This window comes from Streptomyces sp. KLMMK, from assembly GCF_036961605.1.
Classification (GTDB): domain Bacteria; phylum Actinomycetota; class Actinomycetes; order Streptomycetales; family Streptomycetaceae; genus Streptomyces; species Streptomyces telluris.
In genome coordinates this window covers 1-22,356 of record NZ_JBAMDC010000075.1, presented here as the reverse complement: position 1 = coordinate 22,356, position 22,356 = coordinate 1, and the positions used below count along the sequence as shown (strand labels likewise).

19 protein-coding genes and 1 pseudogene are annotated in these 22,356 nt (G+C 72.7%); 14 read left to right on the top strand and 6 right to left on the bottom strand.

Translation table 11 applies throughout. The features are described 5' to 3' along the window. Nucleotides 1-75: 75 nt before the first annotated feature. The 7 genes and pseudogenes from V7793_RS14585 to V7793_RS14555 all read left to right on the top strand — a co-directional run bounded on the left by V7793_RS14585 (nt 76) and on the right by V7793_RS14555 (nt 11,940). Nucleotides 76-5,838: a MupA/Atu3671 family FMN-dependent luciferase-like monooxygenase gene (locus V7793_RS14585; RefSeq protein WP_443057908.1), complete on the top strand. Its 5,763-nt coding sequence runs from the start codon at nt 76-78 to the stop codon at nt 5,836-5,838. Nucleotides 5,839-5,917: 79 nt separating this feature from the next. After that, nucleotides 5,918-6,682 carry an acyltransferase gene (locus tag V7793_RS14580; protein WP_336006673.1) on the top strand — a complete coding sequence of 255 codons (765 nt, stop codon included), beginning with the start codon at nt 5,918-5,920 and terminating at the stop codon, nt 6,680-6,682. A 321-nt stretch (nt 6,683-7,003) separates the two neighbouring features. After that, nucleotides 7,004-7,378 (top strand): annotated as a pseudogene (locus V7793_RS14575) (transposase); the annotation flags it as partial. A 99-nt stretch (nt 7,379-7,477) separates the two neighbouring features. After that, entirely contained in the window at nt 7,478-7,906 is a 429-nt protein-coding gene (locus V7793_RS14570) for a hypothetical protein (protein WP_336006672.1), read from the top strand. Nucleotides 7,907-8,245: 339 nt separating this feature from the next. After that, entirely contained in the window at nt 8,246-9,616 is a 1,371-nt protein-coding gene (locus V7793_RS14565) for an MFS transporter (RefSeq protein WP_336006671.1), read from the top strand. Between the two features lie 192 nt (nt 9,617-9,808). Continuing rightward, complete coding sequence (locus tag V7793_RS14560; RefSeq protein WP_336006670.1) at nt 9,809-11,245, top strand: hypothetical protein; 1,437 nt, start codon at nt 9,809-9,811, stop codon at nt 11,243-11,245. Between the two features lie 209 nt (nt 11,246-11,454). Further along, nucleotides 11,455-11,940 (top strand): NUDIX hydrolase, encoded by a 486-nt coding sequence (locus V7793_RS14555; protein WP_336006669.1) that lies wholly within the window; start codon nt 11,455-11,457, stop codon nt 11,938-11,940. Nucleotides 11,941-12,670: 730 nt separating this feature from the next. Here the strand turns inward: V7793_RS14555 and V7793_RS14550 are convergent. Beyond that, nucleotides 12,671-13,360, bottom strand: a complete 690-nt coding sequence (locus V7793_RS14550) for a nitroreductase (RefSeq protein ID WP_336006668.1) — start codon at nt 13,358-13,360, stop codon at nt 12,671-12,673. 100 nt (nt 13,361-13,460) lie between these two features. Here V7793_RS14550 and V7793_RS14545 point away from each other — a divergent pair, with 100 nt between their 5' ends. The 3 genes from V7793_RS14545 to V7793_RS14535 all read left to right on the top strand — a co-directional run bounded on the left by V7793_RS14545 (nt 13,461) and on the right by V7793_RS14535 (nt 15,310). Then, nucleotides 13,461-14,054 (top strand): TetR/AcrR family transcriptional regulator, encoded by a 594-nt coding sequence (locus V7793_RS14545; protein ID WP_336006667.1) that lies wholly within the window; start codon nt 13,461-13,463, stop codon nt 14,052-14,054. Between the two features lie 211 nt (nt 14,055-14,265). Next, entirely contained in the window at nt 14,266-14,439 is a 174-nt protein-coding gene (locus tag V7793_RS14540) for a hypothetical protein (protein WP_336006666.1), read from the top strand. A gap of 73 nt (nt 14,440-14,512) precedes the next feature. Beyond that, a complete protein-coding gene (locus tag V7793_RS14535) occupies nt 14,513-15,310 on the top strand; it encodes a hypothetical protein (protein WP_336006665.1) in 798 nt (265 codons plus the stop codon). Nucleotides 15,311-15,374: 64 nt separating this feature from the next. On the opposite strand, the gene V7793_RS14530 is transcribed toward V7793_RS14535, so the two are convergent. Both V7793_RS14530 and V7793_RS14525 read right to left on the bottom strand, forming a co-directional pair. Then, entirely contained in the window at nt 15,375-15,992 is a 618-nt protein-coding gene (locus V7793_RS14530; protein ID WP_336006664.1) for a TOPRIM nucleotidyl transferase/hydrolase domain-containing protein, read from the bottom strand. 66 nt (nt 15,993-16,058) lie between these two features. Continuing rightward, nucleotides 16,059-16,925: a DMT family transporter gene (locus V7793_RS14525; RefSeq protein ID WP_336006663.1), complete on the bottom strand. Its 867-nt coding sequence runs from the start codon at nt 16,923-16,925 to the stop codon at nt 16,059-16,061. A gap of 113 nt (nt 16,926-17,038) precedes the next feature. Here V7793_RS14525 and V7793_RS14520 point away from each other — a divergent pair, with 113 nt between their 5' ends. Next, nucleotides 17,039-17,614, top strand: coding sequence for a helix-turn-helix domain-containing protein (locus tag V7793_RS14520; RefSeq protein ID WP_336006662.1), 576 nt, complete (start codon nt 17,039-17,041; stop codon nt 17,612-17,614). Nucleotides 17,615-17,654: 40 nt separating this feature from the next. Here the strand turns inward: V7793_RS14520 and V7793_RS14515 are convergent, their stop codons facing one another. Further along, nucleotides 17,655-18,152: a GNAT family N-acetyltransferase gene (locus tag V7793_RS14515; protein WP_443057909.1), complete on the bottom strand. Its 498-nt coding sequence runs from the start codon at nt 18,150-18,152 to the stop codon at nt 17,655-17,657. 71 nt (nt 18,153-18,223) lie between these two features. After that, nucleotides 18,224-18,676: a CoA-binding protein gene (locus tag V7793_RS14510; RefSeq protein WP_336006660.1), complete on the bottom strand. Its 453-nt coding sequence runs from the start codon at nt 18,674-18,676 to the stop codon at nt 18,224-18,226. A gap of 58 nt (nt 18,677-18,734) precedes the next feature. Between V7793_RS14510 and V7793_RS14505 the strand changes: the two genes are divergently transcribed. Continuing rightward, nucleotides 18,735-19,361: a YigZ family protein gene (locus tag V7793_RS14505; protein WP_336006659.1), complete on the top strand. Its 627-nt coding sequence runs from the start codon at nt 18,735-18,737 to the stop codon at nt 19,359-19,361. Nucleotides 19,362-19,448: 87 nt separating this feature from the next. Here the strand turns inward: V7793_RS14505 and V7793_RS14500 are convergent, their stop codons facing one another. Further along, nucleotides 19,449-20,420: a polysaccharide deacetylase family protein gene (locus tag V7793_RS14500; RefSeq protein WP_336006658.1), complete on the bottom strand. Its 972-nt coding sequence runs from the start codon at nt 20,418-20,420 to the stop codon at nt 19,449-19,451. 99 nt (nt 20,421-20,519) lie between these two features. Here V7793_RS14500 and V7793_RS14495 point away from each other — a divergent pair, with 99 nt between their 5' ends. Beyond that, nucleotides 20,520-21,689: an exonuclease SbcCD subunit D gene (locus V7793_RS14495; protein WP_336006657.1), complete on the top strand. Its 1,170-nt coding sequence runs from the start codon at nt 20,520-20,522 to the stop codon at nt 21,687-21,689. Then, nucleotides 21,686-22,356, top strand: a 671-nt coding sequence (locus V7793_RS14490) for an AAA family ATPase (RefSeq protein WP_336006656.1), incomplete at its 3' end; no start/stop codon positions are given. The genes V7793_RS14495 and V7793_RS14490, both read left to right, overlap by 4 nt.

The window sequence follows — 22,356 nt, the reverse complement described above, 5'->3', positions numbered from 1 at the left end:
CAGGCAACCCCCGCACCGGCCGTCCCGCAGGAGAGCCCCGTACCGGCCGCTCCGCAGGCGACCCCCGCCCCGGCCGTGCCGCAGACAAAGCCCCGTACCCCGGACTTCAGCGTCTACTTCTTCGGCGACTACCCGCAGGACGCCGGCGCCGCGTCCCGCGCGGGCAAGTACGAGCTGCTCCTGGAGACCGCGCGGTTCGCGGACCGGAACGGGTTCCACGCACTGTGGATGCCCGAGCGGCACTTCCACTCCTTCGGCGGGCTCTTTCCCAACCCCGCCGTGCTCGCCGCCGCCCTGTCCCGGGAGACCTCGCGCATCCGGCTCAACGCCGGGTCCGTCGTCCTGCCGATCCACGACCCGATCCGGGTCGCGGAGGAGTGGTCGATGGTGGACAACCTCTCCGGGGGCCGCGTCGGCATCGGCATCGCCAGCGGCTGGCACGCCAACGACTTCGTCTTCTTCCCCGAGCGCTTCGGCCGGCACAAGCAGGCGATGTACGAGCAGCTGGAGCAGGTGCGGCGGTTCTGGCGGGGCGAGGCGCTGCGCCGGGCCACCGGTGACGGCGAGGCCGACGTGCGGCTCTTCCCGCGGCCCGTTCAGGACGCCCCGCCCATGTACACCGCCGTGGTCGGCAATCCGGCCTCGTTCGAGCTGGCGGCCCGCCACGACCTCGGCGTCGTCACCAACCTGATGACGCAGAGCGTCGAACAGCTCGCGGAGAACGTCGCGCTGTACCGCCGCACCCGCGAGCAGCACGGCCTGGACCCGGCCGCCGGGCGCGTGGCCGTCCTGATGCACACCTACCTCGCCGGCCGTCACGACGTCGCGCGGGCCGAGGCGTACGAACCCCTGTCGCGCTACATGCGGGCGTCCCTTTCGCTGTTCGGCGGCGTCACCAACAGCCTCGGGCACAATGTGGACCTCTCCTCGCTCAGCGAGGACGACCTCGACGTGGTGTTCCGCCGCGCGTACGACCGTTACTGCGACCAGCGGGCGCTGATCGGCACGGTCGACAGCGTCTCGCCCGTGGTGCACACGGTGACCGCGGCCGGTGCCGACGAGATCGTCTCGCTCGTGGACTTCGGCGTCGCGCCGGACGAGCTGCGCGCGAGCCTCACCCACATCGACGCGCTGCGTCGCCGCCACCGCCAGGCCCAGGCCCCGGCCCCGGCTGCGACCAAGGCCGGGACCGATGCCCCGGCCCCGGCGCTCGTGCCCGCCGCACTCCTCACCCCCGCGCCCGCCCCAGCGCCCACTCCCGTTCCTGCCCCCGCCCTCGCCCCCGCCTCCGCGGACGCCCCGCTCTCGCCGGGCCAGCAGCGGATCTGGTTCCTGGAGCGCATGCTGCCGGGCCGCACCGCCTACAACGAGACCAAGGCGATCCGCCTCGACGGCCCCCTCGACGTGGCGGCCCTGCGCGCCGCGCTGCGCGGCCTGGTGGCGCGTCACGAAGGTCTGCGCACCGTCTTCCGGGAGACCGGCAACGAGCCGCGCCAGGTCGTACGGGCCCCCGCCGAGCCCGACTTCGCCGTCGTGGACGGCACGGGGCGCGGTGAGGCAACTGTGCAGGAGGTCCTGGCGGCCGAGAGCGCCCGCCGCTTCGACCTCGCTGAGGGGCCCCTGTTCGTCACGCGGCTGGTGAAGCTCGCCGACGACGCGCACGTCCTCGTGCTGTCCCTCCACCACATCGTGGTCGACGCGGCCTCCGCGACCGTCCTGACCCGGGACCTGTCCGCCCTCTACCGGGCCTGGCGCGACGGCACCGAGCTCGGCCTGCCCGAGTTGACGTGGAGCTACGCCGAGCACGCCCGCGAGCAGGCCGCCGCCCTGGAGGGGCCGGAGGCCGCCGCGGACCTGGCCTACTGGCGCGAGACGCTCGGCGGCGACCTGCCCGCCCTGAACCTGCCCACCGACCGGCCGCGCCCGGCGGTGATGACCTCCAACGGCCGGGCCGTCTTCCGCACCCTGGACCCGGAGCTCTCCACGCGGCTGCGGGAGCTGAGCCGGGCCCGCCGCGGCACCCTGTTCATGACCCTGCTCGCCGGTTACGCGGCCATGCTGCACCGGGTCACCGGGCAGGACGACATCGTCATCGGCACCCCGATCTCCGACCGGCCGCAGCGGGCCGAGGAGCTGCTCGGGTTCTTCGTCAACACCCTGGCCCTGCGCTTCGACCTCTCCGGCGACCCGTCCTTCGCGGCGCTGCTGGACCGGGTGCGCGGCCGCGCCCTCGACGCGTACGACCACGCGGGCGTGCCCTTCGAGGCCGTGGTGCGCGAGCTCTCCCCGGCGCGCGTCCTGGACCGCACTCCCGTCTTCCAGGTGCTCGCCGAGTTCCAGAGCAGCGAGCCGTTCCGCTTCGAGCTGCCCGGGGTGCGCGCCACGCCGCTGGACGCGGGCCCGGACAAGGCCCTGACGGACTTCACCGTCTACTTCACGGACCAGCCGCAGGGCATCCGCTGCCACCTGGAGTACAACACCGACCTGTTCGACCCGGAAACCGTCGAGCGGTTCTTCGGCACCTTCCGGGACCTGCTCGCCGCCGCCGTGGAGACGCCGGAGGCCCCGCTGTCCCGGCTCGTCGCGACGGCCGCCGCCGGCGACCCCGTACCGGCCGCCTGGCAGAACGGCCCGGTGCGGCCCGCGGAGGCCGTGACCGTCCACGAGCTGGTCGCCCGGCAGGCCGCGGCGGCGCCCGGCGCCACCGCCGTGATCGACGGCGACACGGTCCTGACTTACCGTCAGCTGGAGGAGCGGGCCGAGAGGCTTGCCGCCGTGCTGCGGGAGCGGGGCGGCGACGGCGCCCCTGTCGCCCTGTGGCTGCCGCGCTCCGCCGACCTCGTCGTCGCCATGCTCGCGGCGCTCAAGTCCGGCCGCGCGTACGTGCCCCTGGACCCCGCACTCGGCCGCTACCGCGCCGAGACGGTGCTCGCCGAGTCCGGCGCCCGCACCCTGGTGTCCCCGCACGACCGGGCCGCGGACCTCCGCCTTCCGGCCGGCGTCGCCGTCGTCACCCCCGACGACGTCCCGGCGGGCACCGCGACCGGCACCGCGACCGGCACGGCACCTGCGGCGCCCGCCACGGACGGCGAGTCCCTCTGCTACGTCATCTACACCTCGGGCAGCACCGGCACACCCAAGGGCGTCGCCGTGCCGCACAGCGCCGTCACCGACCTGTGCGCGTGGCAGCACCGCCGCTTCGGCTTCACCGTCGCGGACCGCAGCGCCGTCGTCTGCAGCCAGAGCTTCGACGCCTCCGTCATGGAGATCTGGCCGGCGCTGACCGCGGGGGCCTCGGTCACCGTCGCCGGCGACGCCGTTCGCAAGGACCCGTTCGCGCTCGCCCGCTGGTACGCCGCCCAGGGCGTCACCTTCACCATCCTGCCGACGGCCCTCGGCGAGACCGTGCTGCAGCTCGCGCCGGGCGACCAGCCGCCGCTGCGCCACCTGCTCCTGGGCGGCGACGTCATGCGCGCCCGGCCGCGCCCCGGCACGCCGTACGAGGTCGTCAACGTCTACGGGCCCACCGAGGTCACCGTGCTCTGCACCGTCGAGACGGTCGACCCCGGCCCGCAGTCCGGCGGCGCGGGCGAGGAGATCGCCATCGGCCGCCCTGTCGACAATGTGCGCCTGCGCGTCCTGGACGAGTCCGGCGCGCCGGTCCCGGTCGGCGCGGTGGGGGAGCTGTACGTCGGCGGACCCGGCGTGGCCCGTGGCTACCTGCACCGGCCCGAGGCATCCGCAGGACGCTTCCTGCCCGACCCGGAGGCCGACCCCGAGACCGGCCCGGACGCCCGGCTCTACCGCACGGGCGACCTCGTGCGCTGGACCGCCGACGGCAGGCTGCAGTTCCGCGGCCGCACCGACGACCAGGTCAAGATCCGCGGCTACCGCGTCGAGCCGGAGGAGGTCTCCCGGGCGCTCAACGCCCTGGACGGGGTGCGCGAGGCCGTCGTCCTGGCGCGCCGCAACGGCCGGGGCGAGGCGTACCTCGCCGCCTTCGCCGTCCCCGCCGACCCGGTCGGCGACGGCGCCGACGACCGGCAGGCGTTCGCCGACCTCATGGCCGACGCCCTGGCCGAGCGCCTGCCCGAGTACCTCGTGCCGCGCGCCTGGACGGTCCTGGCCGCGCTGCCGGTGACGGCGGCGGGCAAGCTGGACCGCGCGGGGCTGCCGGCGCCGGACCTCGTCACGGCGGCACCGGCTGCGCCCGTCGTACCTGACGTACCTGATGTACCTGGCGTACCTGTCGGCCCGGCTGCCGGGTCCGCCGAACCCCGGAAGGACGTCGAGCGCCGTCTGCGCGCCCTGTGGGCGGCGGAGTTCGGTACGGACGCCGACGCCATCGCCCCGGACGCGTCGTTCTTCGGCCTCGGCGGCCACTCGATCACCGCGATCAGGCTGGTCAACCGGGCCCGCGAGGAGTTCGGCACCGAGTACCCGATGGTGCGCTTCTACGAGGAGCCGACCCTGCGGGCGATGGCCGCCTTCCTGGCCGCGTCGTCGCCGGATCCGGAGGGCGTGGTCTTCGGTGACGCCGTGGAGCACCGGGCCCCCGCCACCGAGCAGCAGATCCGCTTCGTCACGGGCCAGCTCGGCCATCCCCTCCCGCAGGTGTTCAACGTCGCCATGCGCCTGACCTTCACCGGCGACCTGGACGTGGCCGCGCTGCGCACCGCCCTGACCCGGCTCGTCGCCCGGCACGAGGGTCTGCGCACCCGTATCGTCGCGGCGGGCGACGACGACTGGCAGCAGGAGATGCTGCCCGCCGGGCCTGTCGGCCTGCCCGTCGAGGACCTGAGCGGGCTGCCCGCGGGGGAGCGCGAGGCGGAGGCGGAGCGGATCGCCGCCGAGGCCGCCGAGGCCCCCTTCGACCTCGCCGTCGGAGCGGGACCGCGGCTGCGCCTGCTGCGGACGGGGGAGCGCACCTGGGTGCTGCTGTTCGTCCTGCACCACGCCGTGTGCGACGGGTGGGCCGTCAGCCTGCTGCTGAAGGAGCTGGCCGCGCTCTACGGCGCCGCCGCGAAGGGCCTGCCCGACGGGCTGGAGCCCGAGCCGCTGCAGCCGGGCGCGTACGCGCGCTGGCAGCGCGAGCACGCCGACCCGGCCGCCGACGAGCGCAAGCTGAAGTTCTGGCGGCGGGAGCTGGACGGCGTGCCGTTCGGCGTCGGCCTCCCGCTGGACCGGCCGCGACCGGAGAAGGCGAGCGGGCGGGGCGGCGCCGTGATGTTCACGGTGCCCGCCGGCGTGCGCGCGGACGTGGAACGCCTGGCGCGCGGCCGCGGCACCACGCCCTTCGCGGTCACCGTGGCGGCGCTGGGCCGGCTGATGGCCCGCAAGGCCGGCCAGTCCGACGTCGTCCTCAGCATCTCCTACGCCAACCGGGAGCGGCGCGAGTTCGAGTCGCTCATGGCCTGTACGACCTCCGGGTTCGCGCTGCGGGTGCGCGACGGCGAGGCGGCGTCGTTCGCGGCGCTGACGGACCGGGTCGCCCGTACGTCCGTGGAGTGCATCGACGAGCTCCTGCCGCCGCGGCGCCTCGCCCCCCTGATGCAGCGGGAGGGCGTGGACATGCCGGACCGGCTCGCCGTGGGCTTCGCGTACCAGAGCTCGCTGGAGACCGACATCCGGATGCCGGGGCTGACCGCGGCCGTGGAGGACCTCGCGCCCGCGGCCTCCCGGGCGGAGCTCACCTTCGGGCTCGTCCCGGCGGGCGACGTCCTTGCGGGGATGGTCGAGTACTCGTCCGACCTGTGGGACCGGGAGACCGTCGAAGGCTGGACGCGCGACTATGTCGAGCTGCTGCGCAGCGAGGTCCGGGCGGCCCTCGAAGGGTGATCCGTCCGGCCGGCCGGTGGGGTGAAGATCACAGGTCATCCCGGCGGCCGGCCGGCACCCGGCCGACTACCGTGACCGGGTGCCGAAGAACCGGAACACGTTCTCTTCCGACGCCTCCACCGCCCTGCGGGCGTGGGGGCGTCGTGCCGCGTCCAGCGCGGTCCACCGCGGCTGGCGGTGGATCCAGCAGGCCGGCGCGGTGACCGCCGAGCGGCCGGGCCCGTACCGCTTCCGCCGCATCGGCCCGGCGACCCGGCTCGCCTTCCCCCTCGGCACGGTCTTCGGCGAGCGCTGGATCGAGCTCGGTGACCACTGCATCATCGGCGAGCAGGTCACGCTCACCGCCGGCATGATGCCGGACCTCGACCTCGGCCCCGACCCCGTCCTGCGCCTCGGCAACGGCGTGGTCCTCGGCCGGGGCAGCCACGTCGTCGCCTCCCAGCCCGTGACCTTCGGCGACGACGTCTTCTGCGGCCCGTACGTCTACATCACCAGCGACAACCACTCCTACGACGACCCCCACCAGCCCATAGGCCGCCAGTGGCCGCGCAGCGCACCCGTGACCATAGGCTCCGGCAGCTGGCTGGGCACCGGCGCGGTGATCCTCCCCGGCGCCCGCCTCGGCCGGAACGTGGTGGTCGCCGCGGGCTCCGTCGTCCGCGGCGAGATCCCGGACCACGCGGTGGTCGCAGGCGCCCCGGCGAAGATCGTCCGCCGCTGGCAGCCGGAAACGGGCTGGGTCCCGCCCCTGCGATCGGCGCCCCCGGTCCCGATCCCCTCGGAAATGACAGCGGACCAACTCAAGGCCCTCGCCGACCTGCCGCCGTCACCGGACGGGGCGTAGCGGGGGCTGCCGGCACGTCCCCCCGGCCGTCCGCGGACACGGCCCTTCCTGCCTACCGCGACAGCAGGAAGTGAACCTGGCGGGGCTTGACCTCCAGGTCGCTCAACCCGTCGGGCGCCGATTGCTCCTTGCAGGTACCAGCGTGGTCCGTCTGCTCCGATGAAGCGCACGTGCTGCATGCCCTGGATTCCGTTGGGGAGCCGGATGACCAGCTGCGCCTTGGGTCAAAGGGGCCGTCGGCTGCGTCGGCGAGGCGCTCTTGGGCGAAGATGCCGGCAGCGAGGTCGGTGAGGGCGGCCTCCCACAGGCGTGTAGAGCGCCCTCTCCGTTGCGTTCTCCGTCGCGAACACCCACGGCAGCCAGGGACTGGAACCCCTGGCGCGGGGCATCCCGCCGATCCGCTCCCGGCGCGGACCCCGCCGGCGGCGGCCCGCCAAGCTCCACGCCGACCAGGGCTACGACTACGACCACCTGCGTATCTGGTTCCGCACCCTGAACATCGTGCCGCGCATCGCCCGCAGAGGCATCGAGTCCTCCCAGTAACTGGGCTGCCACCGGTGGACCGTGGAGCGCACCGTCGCATGGCCGGCCGGGTGCCGCCGCCTGCACCACCGCTACGAACACAAGGCCGAACACTTCCTGGCCTTCGCCGGGATCGCTGCGGCGCTGATCTGCTGCCGCAGGCTGGCGACCTGACCGGCCGGAGCCCCGGCGGGCCTGATCCGTACCGTAATCCGGACGGCCCACGCGACCCTGCCCGACCGCTGAGTACCAGCACTACCAACGAGGCACCCCATGACCGACTACCTGGCCGCCACCGTGGCGATGCTCGGACCAGCCCGGAACCGCTACGCAGACCCGTCCGCCTGGGACCGGCTCCACGCCGACCTCGGCATGCAGTTGCCGTGCGACTACCGGGCCCTCGTCGACGCCTACACTCCGATCAAGATCAACGGCCACCTGTACCTCTCCCATCCGGCAACGGAGCGGTGGAACCTGGGGCAGTGGATCCGGGACACCATCCAGGCATGGTCCGAGGTGTCCTGGGAGGAGGACGACCTCGACGCGGACGAGGACCCCCGGTTGCTGTTCGGCTCCCGGATCGGGAACCGGGAGCGCGCGGTGGCACCGGTCGGCCGACGGGAGCGAGTAGCCGCCGAGGCAGCGGAGGTCACCCGTCATGAGCTGAATATTCGGTTGCAGGGCTGTCCCGGGGCCTCCTAGCCTGTTGCAGCTCTGTCGTGCCCGTTCGGGGGCCCGACGATGTGTTTTGAGGTGATGACGTATCTCCCAGGCCCTGTAGCCGCTCGTTTTGAGGCTCTTTCCGGTTGTCCGCCGTGGCGGGCTGCTGACGTGTGCCTCGGCGGCGGTGTACCAGATGGCCTGGGCTTCGTCATACCTTTCGCTCCTGTCGCGCTGTAGGCGTACGGGCATGCCCAGGCCTGCCCTTTTTCCTCCTCTACGCGGACAGGAATCTTCGTCTCCGTGTCTACCGACACTTCTCCCTCCGTCCGGCCACGCCCCGCCGCCGGGCCGGGCCGGGCCCGCACCCTCACCTTGATCGTGGTGCTGGCCGCCGAGCTGATGAACGCGCTCGACGGCTCGATCGTCGATACCGCACTTCCGTCGGTCCGGGACGGCATCGGCGCCTCCAGCGCCGCGGTGCAGTGGATCCACGCTGCCTACTCGCTGACCTTCGCCCTCGGACTGATCACCGGCGGCCGCCTGGGCGACCTCTACGGCCGCAAGCGGGTCTTCCTGCTGGGAACCGGCGCCTTCACCGCGGCATCCGCGGTCTGCGGTCTCGCCGGCAAACCGGCCCTGCTGATCGCGGCCCGCATCGTCCAGGGCGGAGCCGCGGCGGCGATGGTTCCGCAGGTCCTGGCGACCTTGCACGTCACCTTCGACAAGGGCTCCAGGGCCAGGGCGTTCGGCCTGTACGGCACGGTCATGTCGCTGGGCAGCGTCCTGGGACCGGTCCTGGGAGGCGTCATCACCGGCGCCGATCTCTTCGGCCTCGGCTGGCGGCCGATCTTTCTGATCAACCTGCCCATCGGCCTGGCGGCCGTGCTCCTCGGCCTGCGCTGCATCCCCGAGTCCCGGGAGCGCGACGCCCGGCGCCTCGACCCCCTGGGCATGGTTCTGTCCAGCCTGGGCCTGTTGCTGATCGCCTATCCGCTGACGGTCGGCGCGGAACACCACTGGCCCGCCTGGAGCCTGTTCATGCCGGCAGCGGGCCTGGCGGCCCTGGCCGTCTTCGTGCTCCAGCAAAGGGCCAGAAGCGCGCGGGGCGCCGCCCCACTGGTCGTGCCGGCACTGTTCAGGAGCAGGGCCTTCTGCGGTGGTCTGGCCGTACAGCTCGTCTTCGGATTGCTGTCGGGCGTGTTTTTCCTGTCGTGGACCTTGTTCATGCAGGACGGCCTCGCCCTGTCTCCCAGTCAGGCGGCGCTGGGCTTCGTGATGGCCTCCCTGGGAGAAATGGCCGGTGCCTGGCTGACGATGAGCCTCGCCGCCTGTCAGGGGCGACGTGCTCCGCAGGCCGGGGCTTTGCTGGCCGCTGCCGCGCTGGGCGGCTATGCGTGGCTGATCGCTGACCAGGGCACAAGTCTGCCGTTGGTGTGGACCGTTGCTCCGATGCTGGTGGTCGGACTCGGTCTCGGACTGATCGGGGCAGCCCTGGCCGAGATGACATTGGGGCAGGCCGACCACGGCTCCGCCGGCTCCGCATCCGGGGTGTTCAACACCTCGACCCAGCTCGGGATCGCTCTGGGTACGGCACTGACCTCCGTGGTGTTCTTCGCCCGCTGTCCGGCCGGCAGCCGGGGGGCCACCGTCACCACGGCGTTCACCGGGACCATCTGCTATGTCATCGGCGCCCTGCTGGCGATGTGGGCTCTCATGCTCCTGCTGCCCAGACACCGGCGAACAGGCTGAAACCCTCCTGGGCCCAAACCGGCGCGGCCGGTCCGGGCCCAGGACCTGCCGCACGGCCGCCGGTACGAGAGCCGCTCGCACTCCGGCGCGCCGTGTGCCGGTGCCCCGTCCAAGCCCCCTTACGGACCTGGGAACCACGTTGGAGACGGCCGGGGAGGACCCGGGGTCGACCGGGCCGGCCACCGCGCTCTGATGTTCCGCCTGCCCAAGCCGGCACAGCACACCTGGCCCACAGAACCGGCCCCGATCGACGCGGTCCGCGCACAGCGCCGCCGCCAAGCCGCGCTCCGCCGTGCCCGTGCCGAGCAGGCCGCTCGACGGGCCGGGACACAGGCCGTCGTCCCGCAGCCCGTTGCCGCTGCGTACAACGGCGTGAACAATTCGATGGAACGCTTGGTCAATGCCCCGGACGCCTTCCGTCGTCGGCACGAGGACGACACGTTCTGGTGCGGTCTGCTGCTCGGCGGATGCGGCGCTCAGCTGACCACGAAGCTCTACACCGACCGGGTCTGTCACTTCGCCCACCACCCGGGCCCGGACGGGCAACCCCACATCTGCGGTCGCCGAGCCCGGGGCGTGTCCAGCGCCGACCACCTGTACGTGAAGTCCGCGGCCGCGGCCTGGCTCCAGGGCCGGGGCGAACGAGCCGACGTCGACCTCGCTCAGCCGGACGGAATACCGATCGACTCGGTGGTGGACATCGTCTCCCAGCACGGTGGCCTGCGCGTGCACCTGGACCAGGCGGTAGAGCCGGTGTGGGACGAGGACGGTGTGGAGCCGGTGCTGGGGGTGTCGGTGCCGGTGGACCGGGACACGCTGATCCGCCGCTGGTACGTACACCGCATCCGCCTGGACAGTGAGGGGACGACCCGCCGGGTCCGGATCGGCACGGAGGCGTTCGCCCGGCCCATCGAGTGGTTCGCTCTGGACGACTGCGAAGTGACCGAGCGCGGGCTGTCGACCCCGGCGGTCGAACGGATCATCTGCTCCCGCAGCACCCGTCCCGTCTCCCTGTGGTCGCAGCAACGGACCAGGAAGGCCCCCGACGCCCAGGCGCGAGCGCAGATGCTGCTGCGCAGGCTTGCCCATGCCCGCAAGGTGAACTCCGTCGTCGTCGTGACCCGGGTGTGTGGCGAGATCGCCGCTGTGACCGGCGTGGACGAGTACACGCAGGCGCAGCTGACGGCCGCAGTCTCGGACGCGCAGCACTGGCTTCAGACGCAGGCTCAGGCGCGGCGCGAGCTGTTCTCCCGCCTGGAGGAAGCCGTCGCCGCGGGAAACGCCGTGCAGGTCTGCGAGCTCCTGCCACGTGCCAACGCGGCGGCCGGCCAGGACCGTACGCATGCGGAGGAGGTCATCGCCGGCGCGGCCGCTCAGCAGCTGGTCGACCACAGGCTGATGCAGGAGGCGGCCAGACGGGAGGCGAACCGGGAGCGGCGAGCAGCTGAAGCAGTTGCTCGCGTGCACACTCTGCTCACCTCTCTCCAGCGACGCAGAGACAACCAGCCGCGGGAGCCGATGCGCGAGACCGTGCGCCAGCTCCTCCGAGCGGCGAAAAAGGCCGGCGACCGTATTAACGCACACCAACAGCGACAAATCGATACATGGAAGGCACGCGCACGCCTTTGACAAGCCGCCCGTCCAGGCCGCCAGTTCGGCGCCGGCGCGCAAAGCGGGGGCGGCTCCCGCTCTCCCGGCAACAGCGTCTTCTCAGCCATTGCGCGCGGTGGATTCGGGCAGGCAGGGGCATCGGCGGCATACCGAGGGGCGGGGCGTTTCATGATCTGCGGCAGCAGGACGCGACGGGCGGGTCCTGGCGACAGGGGGGATGGCGCTCGGTGAGCGTGGTGGACGATCGGATGCGTTTCGGCGCGGGTGCCTGGGGGCTGATCCGGCGGCAGGACGGCCATGTGCTCCTCGTGCACCATGCCCGCTCGGAGCTGTGGACCCTGCCCGGAGGCAGGGTGGAGAAAGGGGAAACGCTCCGGGAGGCAGCGGTACGGGAGGTCCTCGAGGAGACCGGACTGCGCGGAGAGGCCGGTCGGCTCCTGGTAGTCCGCCACGCACGTCCCGGCACCTGGTTCGGGCCACTGCAGCGCACGCGGGACTCCCTGCACTTCGTGTTCGCCATGAACGTCCCCGCGGACCAGTTCCGCAGCATCCGCCGACAGGAAGACGAGGTCCTTGATGTCCGCTGGTGGGCACCAGACCAAGTGATGGCCGACGGCCGGCACGAGCCCTCGGTTCTCATCGCGGCCGCCCTCGGAGTGCTGGCGGGGCAGACCGAGGGGTGCGCGTACCTGGAGGACAACGAGTTGCGGTAGGCCGACGATGTCCGGCCCCCGGCGCTGTGTCAGTGCCAGGCCGTCTGGAGGCGATGGCCGCCGGCCATGCGACCACCGGCCGCCTCAGAGCATGCTGCTCCTGGTCCGCGTCGAAGTCGCTGTAGGGGCCGACATCAAGCGTGAAGGCGTTGGCCTCTTCCTCACGCACCAGTACACCGCCGCTCCGACGGACCGAAGACGGCCGCTCATGGGAAACGAAACGTAGATCTGCACGATCTCGGAGCGTCCTGCGAAGGGGCACCTTTCGTTGTCCACCACTACATGAGGTAGCTGGTAGCTGGATCGTTGGCCGCCAGAACAACGGGCAAGAGCCGAAGCGGAGGCCGTGGCCACACGCGGCTTGTGGAAGTCGCTGCCGCGTCCACGCCCGCCGTACCGACCCAGCGTGGCGGCGTGCTTCGGCGAGAGCAGGTGCGGCGGTCACCAGCTCGGGCGTGGACGTCGGCGAGGGCTTCCTTCAGGCCGGCGGCGCCGATCCGGTTGGCGGTCGGCCGACCGGCCGCAGTCGGTTGTCGCGGCCGTGCGGGTGCTCAAAGTGTCGGGACTGCCTGTGGGAGCGGTCGATGTCGCGCTCCAGTTTCTTGCGGTACGCGTGGAGTTGCTGCTCTCGGGTGCGCACCTCGTCCTCGTAGGCGGCGGGCCCGGGGTGGCGCGTGGCGTCCAGGGCGACGGAGGGCGCGTCGGGGCGCTTGGGGCTGAGTTCGGCGACCTAGACGTGGAAGGCGGTGGTTGTTTCGAGGGGGGCGCGCCCGGTCGTGACTCGGTTCACCGGCGCGCTCGCGTCCGCGTAGCCGAAGGAGATGCCCACGAGCAGCTTTCCCTCGGTGACGCCGAGTTCGGACCGGACGGTGTCGGCGTAGAAGCTGAGCAGGCCCTGCGGGCAGCTGTCGACGCCGTATGCGGTCATGGCCAGGAGCAGCGTCTGCATGTAGGCGCCGACGTCGGCGGCCAGCCGTGCCTCGCCGTCGCCGGTGACGAACAGGAAAGCAGCATGTGGCGCGCCGTAGAAGCGCAGGCTCTCCGCGTCGTAGGCCGAGCGTGCCGAGTGGTCGTCAGGGCCGATGCCCAGGGCTCCGTACAGGCCGGCGCCGAACGCCGCCCGCCGTTCCTGGTGGACGGGTGCGTACATGCCCTCGGAGTACGGGAAGTCGGCCGAGGTGCGCTGTCGGGCGTGGGCCGCCTGCAAGGCGTCCGCCAGGCGTTCGCGCCTGGCGCCGCCGACGACCTCGGCCCGCCACGGTTGCGCGTTGGAGTTGGACGGCGCGGCGCCGGCCAGGGAGAAGATCGCGCGCATGGTGTCCTCGGGCACGGCTTCCGGGCGGAACGCGCGCGTGGCGCGGCGGCCGCGTATCAGTTTCTCCGCGTATTCGCTCAGCTCGGTGGGGACCAGTCCGCTCACGCAGCACTCCTCAAGGACTCGTAGGTAAACGATTGCGTTTACCTGGAGAGGACCCTAACAAGCCGCCCTGCTTAAGTAAACGAGAACGTATACTTCCCCCATGGCTACGGTGACTACGGCGTCTCGACGGCAGGGGCGCGGAGGACGCGAACGCATCCTGGCTGCCGCCGCTCAACTGTTCGCCTCTCAGGGGATCAACGCGACCGGCATGGAACAGGTCGCAGAGCAGGCACCGGTGTCCAAGCGCACTCTCTACGCGCACTTCCGGACCAAGAGCGACCTGGTCATCGCCCATCTGCAAGACCTCGCCTCGACGGGGCGGACCCTGGAGAGCGCGCTGACTCGCGAGGACGTCCCGGCGCGAGCACGGATCCTCGGACTCTTCGACCAGCCTGCGGCGGACGCGGCTCCGGTGCGCGGATGCCCGTTCATCGACGCCGCCGCCGAGTTCCCCGACCCGCAGAGCGCGGTCCACTCCTACGCCCGCGAACAGAAACTGCTGATGGTGCGACTGGTCACTGCCTTGGTGACGGAACTGGGCTGCCGCGATCCCGCCGCGCTCGCCGAGCAATTGGTAACCCTCGCGGACGGCGCGGCCAGCCGCGCCATGGTGCTGGGTGACGCGGACTACGGACGACATGCGCGGGCAGCGGCAGAGGTCCTCATCGAAAACGCTCTGCCCGGCACAAGCTGACGAGGACGGCGTTTGCAGCGCAACGCCTCCGCCGCCGCACCTGCACCCCGTACAGCGTTCAGGCTGTTGAGACCGCGTGGGTCGCGGCCCAGGATCCGCCGCCCGCGCCCGGAGCTACCCTCGGACCACCGGAATGTGGGAACGGCACGCCGGTGCGGAGGTCGCGTCGGCGCGACAGCCCAAGCCGCAGCCGCAGTCAGAACGGAGGGGCATGGCCATGCAGAAATGCCATGCATCCACGCAGTTCTTCGACGACGAGGGGTACGAGGCGGAGTGCGTGCTGCCGGCCGGGCACGCGGGCACCGTGCACCAGGATCCGGTTGTCGGCGACTGGGACGAGGACGAGCTCTACACCGTCCGCCGCCCCTCCCCTCCCGATCGCTGATCGTTGATCGCCCTGATCGCTCCGACCTCGGTCGGCGGCGGGCCATGTCAGACCTGCGTGCAACACTGCGGCCATGTCTCTCGCTGATCTCAGTCTTGCCGAGTGGCGGTCCTTCGAGCTGCCTGCTGCACGTCGTGTCGCCCAGGCAGCAGCGGAGTCGGTGGACGGCCGCGTGAGCGGCATGGAGACCATTGAGCACCTCGGCGCCCCGCTGCACCGCGCCCGCATCGAGCGGAAGGGACAGGAATTCGCCCTGATACCCGGCGGCGCAGTGACACTCGGATTCGACCTCGCCGCCTGGCAGCCGACGCCCGAGCAGGCCGCCGACTACGCGGAGAGCCTGGATCAGGGCTTCGGCCACGGCCCCGATCTGCGGGCCCATCTCGCCGAGGTGCTCAGCCCGCGCCGGAGCATGGTCCTGCGCACGGTGCTCATGGCCGTGGAGGACGAGAACCTGACCGAGCCGCCCGCGGACACGCCCGCCGCCCTCGCGGCTCGTGGCCTGCGGATGCCGAGCTCCGACGAGTGGGAGCACGCATGCGGAGTCGGCGTGGACACCCTCTTCCGGTGGGGCGACGACTGCCCCCTCGACCGGATCCCGTACGGGGACGGTGCCGGTCCGCAGAACCGGCTGAACGCCTTCGGCCTGCGCATCGCCTACGACACCTACCGCACGGAGCTGACGAGCGACACGACCGCGGTCCACGGCGGAGACGGTGGCGAGTCGGCGTGCGGCGGCTACGGCCACGTCCTCGCGTGGCTGCCCCTCGCCACCTCCAACCGCAACCCTTTCACGGCCGAATTCGTGTACGGCCCGGACGGGGAAGACCTCTGCGAGGACTTCTCCACCCGGCCCGTGCTCACGCTCTGAGCCGCGGGCGGGCACTGCCGCCGGGCACTGCTGCCGGGCAGCGGTCACTGCTCCCGCGCGCCGGTCACAGGCTTGCGAGGAGACCGTCGAGCGGGGCCGGTACCCGTTCGGGGTCGAGGGCCTCGACGAGGAGGCGGCCGTAGCGGATCTTGCGGCCTTTCGTCGTCCCGAGGAAGCGCCGCAGCTGCTGCTGCCGGGGCCGGCCGTGGTGGGCGGGCTGCCGCAGGAAGGTATGCCAGGCGCGGAGGTCGCTCTCGGCCCGGACGATCTCCTCGGCCCTTGCCGTGCCCAGCGCGCGGATGAGCTCGTCCTCCAGGTCCGACACGCAGACGAAGAAGCCTTGATGCGGTGCCCGGGCCCGCTGCAGGCCGCGGTCGTAGAAGCGCTGCTCGCCCTCGTCGCACAGCCCCGCCAGGCGCAGGCCGAGGCCGGGCGGCCCGAGGAGACCGGCGTAGCGGCCGACGCTCATCGCCCCGCCCATCGACACGACGCACACCCCCTCGGCGGCGAGGTCCCGGCCGCGCCGCGCGGCCAGCGCCTCGACGGCCGCGAGGTCGCTCGGCCCTTCCAGCAGCACCGCTGTCCGCACTCCCAGCAGCTCGGCCAGCTCACTCGCCGGCCCCCCGGCCCCGCCGCTAGCCCAGCCCCTCACCGCGTCCTGGAACGCCCGCATGTCCGCCATGGGGCGAGTCTGCACCTCCGCCGACGGCACGGCACGGGATATTCGGCGGACTGGCTGTCGTACGCCTCAGCCCGTGGCCAGCAGGACGGTGCCGACGAGGGCCAGGCCCGCGCCCGCCGCCTGGACCGTGCGCAGCCGTTCGCTCAGGATGCCGCGTGCGGCGAGGGCGGTGACCACGGGGTAGAGCGAGGCGAGGACGGCGGCCACGGTGACGGGGCCGTTGTTCGCGGCGATGGAGTAGGTGCCGTTGGCGGCGACGTCGGCGAGGCCGACGAAGGCGAGGGCGGGCAGGGCCGGGCGGATGGTGCTCCAGCCGCCTTCGGGCAGGGCGGCGTTGCCGCGGCGCACGGAGGCGTAGAGCGTGCCCGCGCCCACCGCCACGTTGCACACGCGCTGGACGAACAGGGCGAGGAACAGCCCGGTCAGGTTGTGCGAGGCTTCGGCGATCAGGGCCATCACCGAGCCGAAGCCGAAGGCGGCGATGAGCGTGAGGATCAGGGTCTGGCGCTGTACGGGGGCGCCGCCCTTGCTCGGGCCGCTGGCCAGGACCACACCGGCGACGGCCACGGCGATGCCCGCGAACTGCAGGATCCCGGGCCGCTCGCCCAGGACGAGCCCGACGCCCAGCGGCACCGCGACGCCGCCGAGTGCGCCCAGCGGTGAGACCACGCCCATCGGGCCGAGGGCCAGTGCCTTGTAGAAGGCGAGCATGGCCGCAGGGCCCACGACGCCGGCGGCGGCCGCGTACCAGAGCTGCGGGCCGGCCTCCGACCAGCCGCCGGTGGCGACGACGATCGTCCCCAGGGCGCCCACGGCCAGCAGTTGCGACACCAGGACGACGGTCAGGGCGGGGATGCGCCGGGTCAGCAGTCCGCCGCCGAAGTCGGCCAGCCCCCACAGGAAGCTCGTGGTCAGGGCGAAGACCGCCGTCATGGAACACCTCGCAGTACAGTGTGGTGAACAGTGCAGTGCAGCACACCGTAGTTCAATATCTTCGACTTCTGTATTTAATATATGCGACCGACGATGGAGAGAGACCGATAGAGATGGCTACGGACCTCGACCGGCTCACCCAGTCGCTCGCCCGCAACCTCAAGCGCTGGCGCGGCGAGCGCCATCTCACCCTCGACGCACTGGCGGCCCGCTCCGGGGTCAGCCGCGGCATGATCATCCAGATCGAGCAGGCCCGCACGAACCCCAGCGTCGGGACGACCGTCAAGCTCGCCGACGCGCTCGGCGTCAGCATCACCACGCTCCTCGACCAGGAGCAGAGCACCCGCGTCCAGCTGGTGCCCAAGGAGCAGACGGTGCGGATGTGGTCGACGGAGGCGGGCAGCCGCACCACCCTGCTCGTCGGGGCCCAGGGCCCCGGGCCCGTCGAGCTGTGGGACTGGCGCATCGCCCCCGGCGACGTCAGCGCCTCCGACCCGCACCCGGCCGGCACGCTCGAACTGCTCACGGTCACCGCGGGCGAGCTCAGCCTCGTGGTGGACGGGGAGGAGTTCACCGTGCCCGCCGGCGCCTCCGCGACGTTCGAGGCGAACGTGCCCCACACCTATCGCAACGACGGCGAGCAGGCGGTCGAGATGACCATGGCCGTTGTCGTGCCGCCTGCCCACTGACCTGTCGCCGACCTCCTACTGACCTCCCGCGGGCGCCCCGTCAGGCCCGCGTCACCCGCGACGACACGTCCATCGACAGCGCGACCGAGTGCTCGGCGAACCCCAGGCTCCGGTAGAGGTGTTCGGCGTCCGGCGTGGCGTGCAGGTCGACGCGCGTGACGCCCTGCCCGGCGAACCAGTCCAGCAGCGCCTCCGTCGCCGCCCGTGCGAAGCCCCGGCCCCGGTAGCGCTCGTCGGTGGACACGGTGAAGACGAAGCCGAAGCGCCCGTGCGGGTGCCCGGGCGCGGCCAGCCGCTCCTCCACCCGGCCCACGGCGCACGCGGCCAGGTGCGGCGGCCCGCCCTGCGCCGGGTCGCCGTCCACGACGAACGCCCCGAGCAGGCGCGGCCGTGCCGCGAGCTGCCGACGGACCTGCTCCTCCGCCGTGCGCTCCCAGCCGTCCCCGGCGCCCCGGGCGTCGTCGCCGTTCATCGCGGCGAACATCAGCCTGCGGAGGCGGACCACTTCCGCGGCGTCCCCGGGGACCGCCGCCCGCATCTTGATCACGAAGTGACGCTAGCGCACGGCCCGGGCGAGGCGGCGGGCGCCCGCGGAGCCGGCCCCGCCCGTCAGGAGAGCGGCTCCTCCGCCAAGCGCGCCCCGCGGGCGGCGCGCAGCCGCATCGAGTCCAGTTCGATGGCCGGGCACCGGTCCATCACCATGTCCAGGCCCGCCGCGCGCGTCCGCTCGTAGGCATCCTCGTCGACGACGCCCAGCTGGAACCAGACCGCCTTCGCGCCGATCGCGACGGCCTCGTCCGCGACCGGGCCCGCGAGGTCGCTGTTGACGAAGACGTCCACCACGTCGACCTCGAAGGGGATCTCCGCCAGGGAGGCGTAGCCCTGCTCGCCGTGCACCGTCTCGGCCTTGGGATGCACCGGCACCACGCGCTTGCCGTGGCGCCGCAGCACCTCGGCCACGCCGTAGGCCGCCCGACGCGTGTTGGACGACAGTCCGACCAGCGCCCACGTGTCGCCGGTCTCCTCGATGATCTTCCGGATGATCCCCGGTTCTGCGTACATGCCCGCTCAACGATCATCCCCCCGACGCCATTCCCGGGGCGGCGCATAGGCTGGCGGGATGACGGAGCAGTACCGGACGGTCGCGCGCGAGGGCGTGCACGAGATCGAGATCAGCAAGTCGCGCTTCCTCTGCGCGCTCGCGCCAGCCGCCACCGAGGAGGAGGCGCAGGCGTTCATCGCGCGCATCCGCAAGGAGCACCCCGCCGCCCGCCACCACTGCTTCGCCTACGTGCTGGGCGCCGACGGCTCCGTGCAGAAGGCGAGCGACGACGGCGAGCCGGGCGGCACCGCGGGCGTGCCCATGCTGCAGATGCTGCTCCGCCGCGAGGTCCGCTACGCCGTGGCCGTCGTCACCCGCTACTTCGGCGGCGTCAAGCTCGGCGCGGGCGGCCTGATCCGCGCGTACGGGGGTGTGGTCGGCGAGGCCCTGGACGTGCTCGGGACCGTCACCCGGCAGCGCTTCCGGCTGGCGTCAGTGACCGTCGACCACCAGCGCGCCGGCAAGCTGGAGAACGACCTGCGGGCGACGGGGCGGGCCGTGCGCGAAGTGAGCTACGGCGCGGAGGTCCGCATCGAGGTGGGACTGCCCGAAGCGGACGTCGAGGGCTTCCGCGCCTGGCTCGCCGACACCACCGCCGGCGCCGCCCGCCTCGAACTGGGCGGGGAGGCCTACGGGGACGCCTGAGCCCCGCCCCTTCCCGGACCGGGGCTCCCGGCCGGCCCGCCCGCCGGGAGCCCCGGCCGGCCCGCCCGTTCCCGCCGCCCGGCCGCATCAGGCGTAGTCCTCCAGCCGCGCCAGTGCGTAGCCCTGCTCCGTGAGCTTGCGCAGCACCGTCCGCAGCATGTCGCACATGGTGCCGCCCCAGGCCCTCGGCCCGTTGAAGTGGGTCAGGATGATGTCGCCGGGGTGGAACTGCTGGTCGTCGTGGCGGAAGTCGATCCGGTCCGCGAAGGCCTCCTCGTTCCACAGGGGCGCGGCCTGGATCCCGCAGTCCTCGGCGACGGCCAGGGTGTCGGCGTCGAAGTCGCCGAACGGCGGGCGGAAGAGCGTCGGTGTGACGCCTATCTCACGCTCCAGGATCTCCTGCTGGCCGCAGATCTCGGTGTACTTCTCCTCCTCGGAGACGTGGTTCAGCTGCGGGTGGCGCAGCGTGTGGTTCTGGATGGAGACGCCGAGGGCGTGCAGGTCGCGGAAGTAGCCGTAGTCCTCGGCCGCGGACTCGTCGGTGAGGAAGGCGGACACCGGCACCTGCAGCTCCCGCACCATGTCCAGGAACTCCCGGTCCTTCGCCGCGCCGTCGTCGATCGTCAGGAAGGCGATCTTCTCGGTGGTCGGCACGGAGGCGGGCGCGGGGATCAGCCCCGACCCCTTGTCCGCCCACTCCGGCGTGGACAGCTCCGGCTTCTCCTTCGGCGGGGGCGGTGCGACGAGCGGCGCCTGGTCCAGGCCCCAGCGCTGTGCGGCGGAGAGCCGCTGCTCGGGGGTCAGTTTCGCCTTCGGCACCGGTGGCGGCTGCTCCCGTGCCTGCTGGTGGGGGTGGCCCGGCCGCTGCCCGAGGCCGGCCGCGTTCTGGCCGTCCCCGGTGCCGGGCAGTGAGCCGTTCCGGGACGCGCACGCGGCTCCGACGGCGAGCAGCAGGACTGCGATCAGCACCAGGGTGAGGGGGCGCGGGGTGCGGCGGGGTATGGAGCTGCGGGCACCGCCGTGCCGCCGCCGTCCGAAGCCGTTTCGTATAAGTCGCATATTTCCGGATCCTTTCAGCGGGTTGCCGCGCCCGCCCGCCCGGTTCACCCATCGGGGCCATGCCCCGCCACCCGCCCGCAGATGGAACACTTGGGGCCCGTGAGGATCCTGCATACGTCCGACTGGCACCTGGGCCGCTCGTTTCACCGGGTGAACCTGCTGGACGCCCAGCGCGACTTCATCGGCCACCTCGTCCGCACCGTCCGGGACGAGCGGGTCGACGTGGTGCTCGTCGCGGGCGACGTCTACGACCGGGCGGTCCCCCCGCTCGGCGCCGTCGCCCTCTTCGACGAGGCGCTGCACCGCCTCGCGGACCTCGGCGTGCCCACCGTCATGATCTCCGGCAACCACGACTCCTCCCGCCGCCTGGGCGTGGGCGCGGGCCTCCTCGACCGGGCCGGCATCCACCTGCGCACCGACCCCGCCGGCTGCGCCACCCCCGTCGTCCTCACCGACACCCACGGCGACGTCGCCTTCTACGGCCTGCCCTACCTGGAACCCGCCCTCGTCCGCGAGCAGCTGGGCGCCGAGCGCGCCGGACACACGGCCGTGCTGGAGGCCGCCATGGCCCGCGTCCGCGCCGACCTCGCCGCGCGGCCCGCCGGCACCCGCTCCGTCGTCCTCGCGCACGCCTTCGTCACCGGCGGCACCACCAGCGACAGCGAGCGCGACATCACCGTCGGCGGCGTCGCCCAGGTCCCCGCCGCCGTCTTCGACGGCGTCGACTACGCCGCCCTCGGCCACCTGCACGGCTGCCAGACCATCACCGAGCGCGTCCGCTACTCCGGCTCGCCGCTCGCCTACTCCTTCTCCGAGACCGATCACCGCAAGTCCATGTGGCTGATCGACCTGGACGCCGCCGGAGCCGTGACCGCCGAACGGCTCGACTGCCCGGTGCCGCGCCCGCTCGCCCGCATCCGCGGCCGCCTCGACGACCTGCTGCAGGACCCGCGGCTCGCCCGCCACGAGGACGCGTGGGTCGAGGCCACCCTCACCGACCCCCACCGCCCGGACGAACCCATGGCCCGGCTCGCCGCCCGCTTCCCCCACGTGCTCAGCCTCGTCCTCGACCCCGAACGAACCCCCCAGGACCCCCTCGCCTCCTACGCGCGGCGCCTGCGCGACCGCACCGACCAGGAGATCGCCGAGGACTTCGTGGCCCACGTCCGCGACGGCCTGGGACCCGACGACGCCGAACGCAGGATCCTCACCGACGCCCTCGACCACGTACGGCTGGCCGAGGCCGGCGAGGAAGCGGGAGCCCGATGAGGCTGCACCGGCTGACCGTCACCGCCTTCGGCCCCTTCGGCGGCACCCAGCACATCGACTTCGACGCGCTCTCCGCCGACGGCCTCTTCCTCTTCCACGGCCCCACCGGAGCGGGCAAGACCTCCGTCCTCGACGCGGTCTGCTACGCCCTCTACAACGAGGTGCCCGGCACCCGCCAGGGCAGCGGCGCCCCCGTCCTGCGCAGCGACCACGCCGCCGACGGCACCCTCACCCAGGTCGTGCTCGACCTCACCGTCGGCGGACGCCGGCTGGAGATCACCCGCCGCCCCGAGCAGCTGCGCCGCAAGAAGAAGGGCACCGGCTTCACCAAGGAACGGGCCGCGAGCGAGCTGCGCGAGCACCGCTCCGGGGCGTGGGAGGGCCTCAGCCGCTCCCACCAGGAGATCGGCGAGGAGATCAAGCAGCTGCTCGGCATGAGCCGGGAACAGTTCTGCCAGGTCGTCCTGCTGCCCCAGGGCGAGTTCGCCCGCTTCCTCGGCGCCAAGGACGCCGCCCGCGGCGAGCTCCTCGGCAAGCTCTTCGACACCGGCCGCTTCGGCGCCGTCGAGAAGCGCCTCGCGGAGCTGCGCCGGGCCGCCGAGGCGGGCGTACGGGCCGGCGACGACGGGCTGCTCGCCCTCGCCCACCGGATGCGCCAGGCCGCCGG

Coding starts and splice junctions, on each gene's coding strand:
- V7793_RS14570 (WP_336006672.1), top strand. CDS start 7,478: ATGACCGACTACCTGGCCGCCACCGTGGCGATGCTCGGACCAGCCCGG.
- V7793_RS14560 (WP_336006670.1), top strand. CDS start 9,809: ATGTTCCGCCTGCCCAAGCCGGCACAGCACACCTGGCCCACAGAACCG.
- V7793_RS14545 (WP_336006667.1), top strand. CDS start 13,461: ATGGCTACGGTGACTACGGCGTCTCGACGGCAGGGGCGCGGAGGACGC.
- V7793_RS14540 (WP_336006666.1), top strand. CDS start 14,266: ATGGCCATGCAGAAATGCCATGCATCCACGCAGTTCTTCGACGACGAG.
- V7793_RS14535 (WP_336006665.1), top strand. CDS start 14,513: ATGTCTCTCGCTGATCTCAGTCTTGCCGAGTGGCGGTCCTTCGAGCTG.
- V7793_RS14530 (WP_336006664.1), bottom strand. CDS start 15,992: ATGGCGGACATGCGGGCGTTCCAGGACGCGGTGAGGGGCTGGGCTAGC.
- V7793_RS14525 (WP_336006663.1), bottom strand. CDS start 16,925: ATGACGGCGGTCTTCGCCCTGACCACGAGCTTCCTGTGGGGGCTGGCC.
- V7793_RS14520 (WP_336006662.1), top strand. CDS start 17,039: ATGGCTACGGACCTCGACCGGCTCACCCAGTCGCTCGCCCGCAACCTC.
- V7793_RS14515 (WP_443057909.1), bottom strand. CDS start 18,152: ATGCGGGCGGCGGTCCCCGGGGACGCCGCGGAAGTGGTCCGCCTCCGC.
- V7793_RS14510 (WP_336006660.1), bottom strand. CDS start 18,676: ATGTACGCAGAACCGGGGATCATCCGGAAGATCATCGAGGAGACCGGC.
- V7793_RS14505 (WP_336006659.1), top strand. CDS start 18,735: ATGACGGAGCAGTACCGGACGGTCGCGCGCGAGGGCGTGCACGAGATC.
- V7793_RS14500 (WP_336006658.1), bottom strand. CDS start 20,420: ATGCGACTTATACGAAACGGCTTCGGACGGCGGCGGCACGGCGGTGCC.